The sequence below is a fragment of the Sinorhizobium garamanticum genome (assembly GCF_029892065.1).
Lineage (GTDB): Bacteria > Pseudomonadota > Alphaproteobacteria > Rhizobiales > Rhizobiaceae > Sinorhizobium > Sinorhizobium garamanticum.
Genome location: NZ_CP120373.1, coordinates 894,932 through 907,193 on the forward strand (window position 1 = coordinate 894,932; position 12,262 = coordinate 907,193).

At 63.1% G+C, this 12,262-nt stretch carries 10 protein-coding genes; 9 read left to right on the forward strand and 1 reads right to left on the reverse strand.

The annotated features are described in order from the left end of the window. Positions 1-34 precede the first annotated feature (34 nt). From PZN02_RS04285 to coaBC, 3 genes are all read left to right on the forward strand, one after another. Positions 35-814, forward strand: a complete 780-nt coding sequence (locus PZN02_RS04285; protein ID WP_280660376.1) for an SDR family oxidoreductase — start codon at positions 35-37, stop codon at positions 812-814. Between the two features lie 143 nt (positions 815-957). Next, positions 958-1,428 carry a nucleoside deaminase gene (locus PZN02_RS04290; protein WP_280661382.1) on the forward strand — a complete coding sequence of 157 codons (471 nt, stop codon included), beginning with the start codon at positions 958-960 and terminating at the stop codon, positions 1,426-1,428. 86 nt (positions 1,429-1,514) lie between these two features. After that, the gene (gene coaBC / locus PZN02_RS04295) at positions 1,515-2,723 is read left to right on the forward strand and encodes a bifunctional phosphopantothenoylcysteine decarboxylase/phosphopantothenate--cysteine ligase CoaBC (protein ID WP_280660377.1); all 1,209 of its coding nucleotides are present in this window, start codon (positions 1,515-1,517) and stop codon (positions 2,721-2,723) included. Between the two features lie 17 nt (positions 2,724-2,740). On the opposite strand, the gene PZN02_RS04300 is transcribed toward coaBC, so the two are convergent. After that, complete coding sequence (locus PZN02_RS04300; protein WP_280660378.1) at positions 2,741-3,586, reverse strand: class II glutamine amidotransferase; 846 nt, start codon at positions 3,584-3,586, stop codon at positions 2,741-2,743. A 252-nt stretch (positions 3,587-3,838) separates the two neighbouring features. On the opposite strand from PZN02_RS04300, the gene PZN02_RS04305 reads away from it, so the two are divergent. From PZN02_RS04305 to iolB, 6 genes are all read left to right on the forward strand, one after another. After that, positions 3,839-4,969: a Gfo/Idh/MocA family protein gene (locus PZN02_RS04305; RefSeq protein WP_280660379.1), complete on the forward strand. Its 1,131-nt coding sequence runs from the start codon at positions 3,839-3,841 to the stop codon at positions 4,967-4,969. A 253-nt stretch (positions 4,970-5,222) separates the two neighbouring features. Beyond that, positions 5,223-6,083, forward strand: coding sequence for a MurR/RpiR family transcriptional regulator (locus tag PZN02_RS04310; protein WP_280661383.1), 861 nt, complete (start codon positions 5,223-5,225; stop codon positions 6,081-6,083). A gap of 109 nt (positions 6,084-6,192) precedes the next feature. Then, entirely contained in the window at positions 6,193-8,145 is a 1,953-nt protein-coding gene (locus PZN02_RS04315; protein WP_280660380.1) for a bifunctional 5-dehydro-2-deoxygluconokinase/5-dehydro-2-deoxyphosphogluconate aldolase, read from the forward strand. A gap of 68 nt (positions 8,146-8,213) precedes the next feature. After that, on the forward strand, positions 8,214-10,067 hold the full coding sequence (gene iolD / locus PZN02_RS04320; protein ID WP_280660381.1) for a 3D-(3,5/4)-trihydroxycyclohexane-1,2-dione acylhydrolase (decyclizing): 1,854 nt from the start codon (positions 8,214-8,216) through the stop codon (positions 10,065-10,067). 236 nt (positions 10,068-10,303) lie between these two features. Then, entirely contained in the window at positions 10,304-11,203 is a 900-nt protein-coding gene (gene iolE / locus PZN02_RS04325) for a myo-inosose-2 dehydratase (RefSeq protein ID WP_280661385.1), read from the forward strand. A gap of 196 nt (positions 11,204-11,399) precedes the next feature. Continuing rightward, positions 11,400-12,200, forward strand: coding sequence for a 5-deoxy-glucuronate isomerase (gene iolB, locus PZN02_RS04330; RefSeq protein ID WP_280660382.1), 801 nt, complete (start codon positions 11,400-11,402; stop codon positions 12,198-12,200). Positions 12,201-12,262: the final 62 nt, after the last annotated feature.

Here is a 12,262-nt window from a genome sequence, read left to right on the forward strand (position 1 = left end):
TCCAACAGAAGCAACGGGAACGGAGGATCGGATCATGGATCTCGGTATCGCAGGGAAACGGGCGCTCGTGCTTGGCGGGAGCAAGGGACTTGGACGCGGCATCGCCGAAGCGCTTGCCGCCGAAGGTGTTGTCGTCGCGCTGACCGGCCGGGACGCGCAGGCAGCCAGCAAAGTCGCGGCCGAGATCGGCTCGACCGCTGCGGGGTTTTCGCTCGACCTTACGAAACCGGACACGATCGACGCTTTTCTGGATCGACTGGCCGCCGAATTCGGTTTCGTCGACATTCTGCTCCTAAACGGCGGCGGACCGCCGCCGACGCGCGCCGCCGACATCGATCCCGATTTCTGGCGGACACAATTCGAGGCGATGGTGCTGGCTGGCATGCGCATCACCCACCGCCTGCTGCCGGCCATGCGACAGCGCCGCTTCGGCCGCATCATCGCGGTTGCCTCGACCAGCATCCGCGAGCCGATCCCGGGTCTCACCGCCTCCAACGCCTTGCGCAGCGCGCTTGCCGGCTGGATGAAGACGCTCGCGGGCGAGGTCGCGGCCGATGGCGTCACGGTCAACATGCTGCTGCCGGGGCGGCTGGCGACTGATCGCACGCTTTCCTTCGACCGCATGGATGCCGAAAGCGAAGGGGTCAGCGTCGAAACCGTCGCCACGCGCAGCCAGTCCGAAATCCCGATCGGCCGCTATGGCACGCCCGCGGAATTCGGCGCGGCCGCCGCCTTCCTTGCGAGCCGGCAGGCCGCCTATGTCACGGGTATCGCGCTGCCGGTCGACGGCGGTCTGAGCCGGTCGATGCTTTGAGTTGCTACTGCATGTTTCCTTAAATCGTCAGGCTGATGGTCGAGGTCGGCGCTGACGTCAAGCTTGCCGACGGTAAAAGCGTGGCTTCGGCGAGATCGAACGCCCTCTTGTCGCCGCCGGCGCCACTGATACCGGAGAGAATGATGCCAGAGGAACAGCGCTTTCTACGCGAGGCCGTGTCGCTCGCGCGCAGCAATATGGAAAGCGGCGGCCGCCCCTTCGGCGCCGTCGTGGTCAAGGATGGCGAAGTGATTGCGACCGGCGTTAACGAGATGGGTCGGACAGGCGATCCGACCTCGCATGCGGAACTCAATGCGCTGCGTGCGGCGGCCAAGGCTCTTCAGTCGCTGCGGCTCGATGGCTGCGCCGTCTACGCCAGCGGTCAGCCATGCCCAATGTGCCTTGCCGCAATGCGCATGGCCGGCATCAACGAGATCGCCTACGTCCATTCGAATGCGCAAGCGGAGCCTTACGGTCTGTCGACCTCGGCGATCTACGCGGAACTGGCCAAGCCGATCACGGAACAGGCCATGCGGTTTCGCCATGTACGTCTTGAAGCGCAAGATGAAGTGCCGCTTTATGCCGCGTGGCAGAAGCTTCAGCGGGCAAGATAGCGGCTGCACCGCTCCAATTGCGTACGGCAGGCCCGTCGGGTAGGGTCGCCGTTAAAGAACCAGGAGCGGCCAAGAGCCGAAGCGGAATGACACTTTCCGGCAAGCGCATACTTCTCATCATTTCCGGCGGCATTGCCGCCTACAAGAGCCTCGACCTCATTCGCCGTCTGCGCGAGCGCGGCGCCGAGGTCCGGCCGGCGATGACGGCGGCTGCGCAGGAGTTCGTGACGCCGCTGGCCGTCGGCGCCCTTTCCGCCTCCCATGTCTTCACCGACCTTTTCTCGCGCGAGGACGAGCAGGATGTCGGCCATATCCGGCTGGCGCGCGAATGCGATCTGGTCGTCGTTGCGCCGGCGACCGCCGATCTGATGGCCAAGATGGCGAACGGCCTCGCCAACGACCTCGCCTCGACCATCCTTCTCGCGACCGACCGGCCCGTGTTGCTCGCTCCGGCGATGAACCCGAAAATGTGGGCGCATTCGGCGACGCGCCGCAACCGCAAGACCTTAAGCAGCGACGGCGTTCGTTTCGTCGGGCCGGCCGCGGGCGAAATGGCCGAAATCGGTGAAGCCGGCGAAGGCCGGATGGCCGAGCCGATCGAGATCGTCGCCGCCGTCGAGGAACTCTTGAATGGCGGACAAAAACCCTTGGCGGGGCGAAAGGCCATCGTCACCTCCGGACCAACGCACGAGCCGATCGACCCTGTGCGCTACATCGCCAACCGCTCTTCCGGCAAGCAAGGCCACGCGATTGCCGCAGCCCTCGCGAAACTTGGAGCGGAGGTCACGCTGGTCTCCGGTCCGGTGACGATTCCCGATCCCGCGGGCGTTCGCGTGGTCCATATCGAGCGCGCCGAGGAAATGCGCGATGCGGTGGTTGCGGCGCTTCCGGCGGACGTTGCCGTCATGGTGGCGGCGGTTGCGGACTGGCGCGTTGCCTCCGCCGCCGGCAACAAGATCAAAAAGAAACCGGGCGAAGCCCCTCCTCCGCTCCAGCTTGCGGAGAACCCCGATATCCTGAAGACGATCGGCCATCATCCATCCCGGCCAAAGCTCGTGATCGGCTTTGCCGCCGAGACGGAAAACGTCGCCGAGAACGGCCGCGCAAAGCTTGAAAGGAAAGGCGCCGATTACATTCTCGCGAACGACGTCTCGCCCGCGACCGGTATCATGGGCGGCGACCGCAACCGAGTGAAGCTGATCGGCCGCGACAGCACCGAGGACTGGCCGGAGATGGGCAAGGACGAAGTGGCCGAAAAGCTCGCGGCGCTTATTGCCGCGAGGCTTGCCCCTTAAACAGCGCACACTGAATATCAGGCGAGTAGAGCACCTTTTCCTGCACCCGCAGGAAGCGACGTCAGGGGAACGTGTTCCCGGATCGGAGCGTCTGCGGTGCCGAAAAGACGAACGTCGACGCCATTTTCGCCGACGATAACGGCCGAGCCGTCCGGGATCTCCGCCCATGCGTTGTCGTCATTGAGCGGTTCGGAGACAAGGCAATAACCGCCATCCGGCCCCATTGGGGCGGCATAGAGCGTCGGCGCCTTCCGGTCGGAGGCGTAGCGGACAGCATAGAGATCATGGCCATTGGAGAAGGCGGCGGTGAAGCGAACGAGCACCGGACGGCCGAGGTGCACGGCAAGCCGTTCGACGAAGCCCAGCGCCTCAGCGCATGCGCCGACCGGATCACGGTCAAGGCCAAATTGCAGGGCCAGGAGGAAAAGCAGTTCCGAATCCGTTGTGCCGGTGCGCGCAGCGTAGAACTCATCGTCGAGCATGTTTTCCATCGGCCGGCGCAGATGCTCGAAATCGCCGACCTGGCCATTGTGCATGAAGGACCAGCGCCCGAATACGAAGGGGTGGCAATTGTCGCGGCGCGTGCCGCCGCCGGTCGCTGCGCGGACGTGGGCAAGGAACAGCGGAGAACGGATCTGGCGGGCGATGCTCCTGAGATTGCAGTCGGACCAGGCGGGAAGGATGTCGCGATAGCGGCCAGGCTCGGGACGATCACCGTACCAGGCAATACCGAACCCGTCGCCGTTGGTCGCGGTTTTCGCGCGTGTTGCACAATGGGACTGTTCGATCAACGAGTGCGCCGGAGAGGTTACGAGTTCCTCAAGATAAAGCGGTTCTCCGCGGTAGGCTGCCCAACGGCACATGCGTCCTTCACTCCGGCTTTTCGAGGCGATTCGTTAACCATCGTTACCGGATGTTCCAACGAAACATGGTAAAAATGCGTTAACAAATTCACCCCTCTCCTTGCTTCGTGGCGGATTCGCTGCACCTGCGTTGTTTCTCGCGGCACATTGCCGTGCCAGGGAGATTTCGAACAAATATTCCATATTGACATCATTCGCACATTTCATTTCATTTCCACCGAACGCAATGGCTTTTTGCCCGGGAGGATTGACATGAGCGGCAAACGCAAACTGGGCGTCGGCCTGATCGGTACGGGCTTCATGGGCAAGGCCCACGCCCTCGGCTTCACGATCGCAGCACGCGTGTTCGATCTTCCCTTCGAACTAGACCTTGTTTCCGTCGCTGACGTGACAGAAGAAAGTGCCGAGACCGCGCGAGCGCACCTCGGTTTCCGCAAGGCAACGGCGGACTGGCGCGAGCTGTTGACCGATCCGGACATCCACATCATCGACATCACCACGCCCAACCTTTTGCACAAGGAGATGGCGCTTGCGGCGATCGCCCACGGCAAGCACGTCTATTGCGAGAAGCCGCTGGCTCCGACGGTCGCCGATTGCGCGGAAATGGTCGCCGCGGCCGAGAGGGCCGGCATCGTCACCCAGGTCGGCTTCAACTATCTCAAGAACCCGCTGATCTTCCTCGCCAAGGACATCATCGAAAGCGGCGAGATCGGCGAAATCCGCTCCATGCGCGGGATTCATGCCGAGGACTTCATGGCCGATGCCAACGTTCCGTGGAGCTGGCGACTCGATCCGCGCAGCGGCGGCGGTGCGCTCGCCGATATCGGCAGCCACATCATAGCCTCCATGCGCCATCTTGTCGGACCGATCAGGTCGGTACTCGCGGAAACGGTCATCCAGATCGCTCAGCGCCCGGTCTCGCGTGGCGCGGCCGAGACGCGCACCGTCGAAGTCGATGACATCACCCGCGCCTTCGTGCGATTCGAGAACGGCGCGACCGGCAGCTTCGAGGCAAGCTGGATCGCCACCGGCCGCAAGATGCAGCATGACTTCGAAATCTACGGATCGAAGGGCAGCATTGTCTTCACTCAGGAGCGGCTGAACGAAATCAAGGTCTACTATGCAGGTGACGACATTCGCAGCCGTGGCTTCCGCACGATCTGGGCCGGACCCGAGCACCCGCCCTACGGCGCCTTTTGCGTGGCGCCGGGCCACCAGATCGGTTTCAACGATCTGAAGGCGATCGAAGTCCACGAATTTCTTGACGCGATCGCCAAGGGCGGCAAGCCCGCAACCGATTTCCGCGAGGGCTACGAGGTCCAGAAGGTGCTGTCGGCGACCTACCAATCGGCGCGGACGAACGAATGGGTCGAAATCGGCTGAGGGTGTCGATACTTGGGGAATGCTCCTCACCTAACCATCTCCCCGCAAGCGGCGAGTGGGACTTTGCGCCGGCGCTTGCCGCGAGTCACCTTCGCCCCGTTTGCGGAGAGAAGGTGGCCGGCAGTTGGGGGCGGAGTAACCGAAAACCGCCCGAAGCAAAGAACGCGAAAATGGAACGTCCGTTCTATCCCGATCGTCATCAATCGATTAGAATGAGGCAAATAGAACGCGCGAAACCCGGAGATTCTGAATGATGCCAACGCCGGAAACGACCATGGATGTCCCTCAGGACTTCGAGGCGCTGAAGGCCGTCATCCTCGAGCGCAAGGCGCAGCTGCCGAAGCGGCTGAAACAGGTCGCCGCCTATTCGCTCGACAATCCGGACGAGATCGCCTTCGGCACCGCAGCGAGCATCGCCACGTCCGCCGATGTCCAGCCGTCGACGCTCGTGCGCTTCGCGCAGCATTTCGGGTTCGAGGGTTTTTCGAGCCTGCAGCAGATTTTTCGAGCGCGGCTCAGGGAACGCACGCCCGGATACGAAGAGCGGCTGAAAGCGCTGAGCCAGAACGAACACAGCAAGCTCGAAAGCGGCTCGATCTTCAATGGCTTCGTCGCCGCCGCGCATCGATCGCTGGATAATGTTGCCACATCCGTCGACCCGGAGGCCTTCGAGCGCGCCGTCGACATCCTCGCCAAGGCCGACACGATCTATCTCATCGCCAAGCGCCGCTCCTACCCGATTTCCAGTTACATGGCATACGCCTTCGGCAAGCTGAAAGTGAAGTATCAGCATGTCGGGACGGCGGCCGGCATAGACGACGACATGCTGGCGATGGCGACGAAGCAGGATGCAGCCTTCGCGGTCAGCTTTTCGCCCTATGCCTCGGAAAGCGCCAGCCAGGCGCGATTCCTCGCCAGCCGCAAGGTGCCGGTCGTGTCGCTTACCGATTCGGCTTTCTCGCCACTCGCCGAATCGTCGAAGATCTGGTTCGAACTGGTCGAGGCCGACCATGCCGGTTTCCGTTCCCTTTCCGCAAGCATGGCCTTTGCGATGGCACTGACGGTGGCGATCGCCGAGAAGCGGCAGCGGGTGGCGGACGGCGGCGCTCAATAGAATGAAAATTCCATATTGACGAAACGACGGAATTTATGTTTCATAACCTCATCGCCCATGACATAATCATAATTGTCGGCGCCGGTGCGGCGTCCGCGGGGAGGAAGCAGTGAGCCAGAGTCCATCGCCCCAAAGCCCGTCGGCAAAGGGAGCCAAGCCCCTCGACCTCATCACGATCGGGCGCGCCTCGGTCGATCTTTACGGCCAGCAGATCGGCACACGGCTGGAGGATGTGGGGAGCTTTGCCAAGTCGGTCGGCGGCTGCCCCTGCAACATTTCGGTCGGCACCGCGCGCCTGGGGCTGAAATCGGCACTGCTGACGCGTGTCGGCGATGAGCAGATGGGCCGTTTCATCCGCGAGCAGCTGCAACGCGAGGGTGTTGAGACCCGCGGCATCGTCACCGATCCCGAGCGGCTGACGGCGCTCGCGATCCTCGCCGTCGAAAACGACAAGTCCTTCCCGCTGCTCTTCTATCGCGACAACTGCGCCGACAACGCGCTCTGCGAGGACGATGTCGCGGACGATTTCATCCGTTCGGCGCGCGCGATCCTTGTTTCGGGGACGCATTTCTCCAAGCCGAATACCGATGCCGCCCAGCGCAAGGCGATACGCATCGCCAAGGAGAGCGGCGCGAAGGTCGTCTTCGACATCGATTATCGCCCCAATCTCTGGGGCCTTGCCGGCCACGACGCCGGCGAAAGCCGCTATATCGCCTCCGACCGCGTCTCCGCCCACCTGAAGACCGTTCTCGGCGACTGCGATCTCATCGTCGGCACTGAGGAAGAAGTTCTGATCGCGTCCGGCGAGGACGATCTGCTCAAGGCGCTCAAAACCATCCGCTCCCTGTCCAAAGCCACGATCGTGCTGAAGCGCGGGCCGATGGGCTGCATCGTCTATGACGGCCCGATCTCCGACAATCTCGAGGACGGCATCGTCGGCAAGGGTTTTCCGATCGAGGTCTATAACGTGCTCGGCGCGGGTGATGCCTTCATGTCCGGCTTCCTGCGCGGCTGGCTGACCGGCGAACCGCATGCGACGTCCGCCACCTGGGCCAATGCCTGCGGCGCCTTCGCGGTGTCGCGCCTGCTCTGCGCGCCGGAAATCCCGACCTGGACCGAACTCACATTCTTCCTCGAAAACGGCAGCAAGGAAAAAGCGCTCCGCAAGGACGAGGCGATCAACCACGTTCACTGGGCGACGACCCGCCGCCGCGACATCCCGCTCCTGATGGCGCTTGCCATCGATCACCGCAGCCAGTTGGAGGATATTGCGGAAGGCAAGCCGGAACTTCTGGCACGCATTCCGGCCTTCAAGGTCCTGGCGGTCAAGGCAGCCGCCCAGGTCGCCGCTGGCCGGCCCGGTTTCGGCATGCTGATCGACGACAAATATGGCCGCGACGCGCTCTATGCCGCCGGCGCCTACCGCGATTTCTGGATCGCCAAGCCGATCGAGCTTCCCGGCTCGCGTCCGCTACAGTTCGAATTCAGCCAGGACCTCGGCAGCCGCCTCATCGACTGGCCGGTCGACCACTGCATCAAGGTGCTCTCGTTCTTCCATCCCGATGATCCGGCCGAGCTCAAGGCCGCGCAGATCGCCAAGCTTCGCTCCGCCTTCGAAGCGGCGCGCAAGGTCGGACGCGAGATCTTGATCGAGATCATTGCCAGCAAACACGGCACGCTCGACGATTTGACCGTTCCACGGGCGCTCGCCGAACTTTACGATGCCGGTTTGAAGCCCGATTGGTGGAAGCTGGAACCACAGGCGAGCCGAGGAGCCTGGGCGGCGATCGACGCCGTAATCGAAACGCGCGACCCGCTCTGCCGTGGCGTCGTCCTACTTGGGCTCGAAGCGCCCTACGAGGTCCTGAAGGACGGCTTTGCCGCCGCGCGGACGTCGAAGACGGTCAAGGGCTTTGCGGTCGGTCGGACGATCTTCGCCGACGCCAGCAAGGCCTGGTTTGCCGGCACCATGACCGACGAGCAGGCGATCGCCGACATGGCGGCAAGGTTCAAGGCGCTGGTGGATCTCTGGCTGCAACTGGGTGAAACAAAGGCTGCATAGGATCGCGCGGGCGACAATGCAGCGGAAAGGGCGAAGCAAGAACTTCGCTCACGAGGAGGAAACAGAAAATGAGCCACAAAACTGTGCGCCTCACCATGGCCCAGGCCGTGGCGCGGTTCCTGACCAAACAGATGACGATCATCGACGGCGAGCGCGTGCCGATCTTCGGCGGCGTCTTCGCCATCTTCGGCCACGGCAACGTCGCCGGTGTCGGCGAGGCGCTCTACTCCGTGCGGGAAACGCTGCCGACCTACCGCGGGCAGAACGAGCAAGGCATGGCGAACGCGGCGATTGCATTTGCCAAAGCGAGCTTCCGCCGCCGCTTCATGGCCTGCACGACCTCGATCGGCCCCGGCGCGCTCAATATGATCACCTCGGCGGCGCTCGCCCATGTCAACCGCCTGCCGGTTCTCCTTCTGCCAGGCGACGTCTTCGCCAACCGCCGGCCCGATCCGGTGCTGCAGCAGGTGGAGAGCTTCGGCGACGGCACGATCTCGGCGAACGACTGCTTCCGCCCGGTCTCGCGCTATTTCGACCGCATCACCCGGCCGGAACAGATCATGCCGGCGCTGCGTCGCGCCATGCAGGTTCTGACCGACCCGGCCGATTGCGGCCCGGTCACACTCTCGCTCTGCCAGGACGTCCAGGCGGAAGCCTACGACTATCCGGAATCCTTCTTCGACGAGAAGGTGTGGGTGCCCCGGCGGATCGAGCCCGATCTCGACGAGCTGGCTGCGGCGATCGCGTTGCTCAGGTCCGCCAAGAAACCGATCATCATCGCTGGCGGCGGCGTGCTCTATTCGGAAGCAAGCGCGGAGCTCGCGGACTTTGCCGAAAAGCACGGCATTCCCGTGGTGGAAACCCAGGCCGGAAAATCCTCGCTGCCGCATTCCCACCCGCTCAACATGGGATCGGTTGGCGTCACCGGCACGTCCGCCTCCAACGCGCTCGCCGAGGAGGCCGATGTGGTGCTTGCCGTCGGCTCGCGGCTCCAGGATTTCACCACCGGTTCCTGGGCGCTCTTCAAGAACGATGGGCTGAAGATCATCGGCCTCAACGTGCAACCCTTCGACGCTGGCAAGCACAATGCCCTGCCGCTGATTTCCGATGCGCGGGCCGGCCTCAATCGGATTTCCGGCGGGCTTGGCGGCTACAAGGCCGACAGTGCCTGGACCGAGAAGGCCAAGGCTGGCAAGGCCGAGTGGCTGGCCGCGGCCGACAAGGCGACGGCCACCACCAATGCGGCGCTTCCCTCGGACGCCCAAGTGATCGGCGCCGTCCAGCGTGCGCGCGGCGGCAACAAGACGACGCTCGTCTGTGCGGCCGGCGGACTCCCTGGCGAACTGCACAAGCTGTGGCAGGCGGACGCGCCAGGCAGCTATCATATGGAATACGGCTTCTCGACCATGGGCTATGAAGTGGCCGGCGGCCTCGGCGTCAAGCTCGCCAAGCCCGACAGTGACGTGGTCGTCATGGTCGGCGACGGCAGCTACATGATGCTGAATTCAGAGATCGCCTCCTCGATCATGCTCGGTGCCAAAATCACCATCGTGCTGCTCGATAATGCCGGCTATGGCTGCATCAACCGGCTGCAGATGGAAACCGGCGGCGCCAACTTCAACAATCTGTTGAAGGACACGCATCACGTGACGCTGCCGGGCATCGATTTTGCCGCCCATGCCGGCGCCATGGGCGCGGTCACCCGCAAGGTCGCCTCGATTCCGGAACTCGAAGCCGCTCTCGCCGAAACGGCGGAGGAACAGCGCACGACCGTCATTGTCATCGATACCGATCCGCTGATAGCCACCGAGGCGGGCGGCCATTGGTGGGATGTCGCGGTTCCGGAGGTTTCGGATCGCGAGCAGGTGAAGGCGGCCCGCGAGGGGTATGAGAAGGCGCTCCAATCGCAGCGCTTCGGGTGAATTCAACGATCGGCGCTCGCGTTTCCACGCGGGCGCCGCTCTCCGTCTAATGACCCCTCACCCTAACCCTCTCCCCGCAGGCGGGGAGAGGGGACTTGAGGGGCGCGGCATATCCCTTCCCGCACGCGGGGAGGAGGTGGCGGCAGCCGGATGAGGGGCGCAGTCGCCCACATCCCTTCCGCACTGAGACACGAAGCATCCGCTTCAAGCAGACGACGAAACAGAAAGTGAAAGACATGATCCGCTACGGAACCAACCCGATTGCCTGGAGCAATGACGACGACCATTCGATCGGCGCGCATCTGACGCTCGAGGATTGCCTTTCCGATTGCCAGAAGATCGGCTTCGACGGCATCGAGAAGGGCCACAAGATGCCCTCCGACCCGGAGGCGCTGAAGCAGAAGCTCGCCTCCTATGACCTCGTCTTCGTCTCCGGCTGGCACTCCACCAACCTTCTGACGCATGATGTCGAAGCCGAGAAGAAGGCGATCCAGCCGCATCTCGATCTCCTGAAGCACAATGGCTGCAAGGTGGCGATCGTCTGCGAAACCTCCAATGCCATTCACGGCGACGATTCGAAATCGGTCGCCAATGACAAGCCGGTGCTGCCGGCGGACCAGTGGAAGAAGTTCGGCGCCGATCTTGAAGCGATCGCTCAATATTGCGCCGACCAGGGCATCGATCTCGTCTATCACCATCACATGGGCACGATCGTCCAGACCGGCGAGGAGATCGATCTGCTGATGCAGCACACGGGACCAGCGACGAAGCTCTTGCTCGACACCGGCCACGCTTGGTTCGGCGGCTCCGATCCGGCGGAAGTCGCGCGGAAATACATGCATCGCGTTCGCCATATCCATTGCAAGAATGTCCGTCCCGCGATCCGCAAGGAAGTGGAGAGCCAGGGCCTCTCCTTCCTCGAGGGCGTGCGCCGTGGCGTCTTCACGGTGCCGGGCGACTCCGAAGGCGGCGTCGACTTTCTGCCCGTGCTGAAAATCGCAGCCGAACACGGCTATAATGGCTGGTTGGTGATCGAGGCGGAGCAGGACTCGGCCGTGCGCAATCCGTTCGAGTACCAGTCGCTCGGGCTGAAATCGCTGAAAGCGTTTGCGAAAGAAGCGGGGCTGGATAAGTAACCCCTCTTATCCGACACAGCAGGCGGCGCCCCTCACCCGGCTGCCGCCATCTTCTCCCCGCTGGCGGGGAGGAGCATATGCCGCACCGCCCGGCCCCCTCTCCCCGCCTGCGGGGAGAGAGCTAGTCCTCGGGTTAACCCGAGGAGAGGGGCTTAAGCGCCGAGCCGCCCCGATCGAACAAACAGGAGACCGTCATATGTCCAAATTGCTCGTCAAACCCAAGGCACAATCCGGGCTGATGCAGGAAATCACGCCCGAGAGCGCCGGCTGGACCTATGTCGGTTTCGCCCTCAACCGCTTGAAGTCCGGCGAAGCGACGGCGGGCGAAGCCGGTGAGAAGGAACTCTGCCTCGTTCTCGTCAGCGGTAAGGCGAAGATTTCCGTCGACGGTGAAGACTTCGGCGAACTCGGCGAGCGCATGACGCCCTTCGAGGGACAGCCTTATGCCGTCTATGTACCGAAGGGCAGCAAGTGGCGGGCTGAGGCGACGACCGACCTCGATCTTGCGATCTGCTCCGCGCCCGGTGGCGAGGGCTTCAAGGCCAAGGTCATCCGTCCCGGCACGCACCCGCAGATGACGCGCGGCAAGGGCACCAACACCCGTTATGTCACCAACATCATGCCGGAGGACGACGGATCGGCACAGTCGCTGCTCGTCGTCGAGGTGATTACGCCGGGCGGGCACACCTCATCCTATCCGCCGCACAAGCACGATCAGGACAACCTGCCGGCCGAAAGCTATCTTGAGGAAACCTATTACCACCGCCTCAATCCGCCGCAGGGCTTTGCGATGCAGCGCGTCTACACGGACGATCGCTCGCTCGACGAAACGATGGCGGTGGAGGACGGCGACGTCACGCTTGTGCCGAAGGGTTATCACCCTGTCGCGGCCGTTCACGGTTACGACGTCTATTATTTGAACGTCATGGCGGGACCGAAGCGGATTTGGAAGTTCCATAACGCCAAGGAACATGAGTGGTTGTTCACCGGCATCTGAGGAGACTCTCTGGACGTTTGCGCCGGCTGGTCTATCGTAACCCCTCAAACGAAACCGTGCGA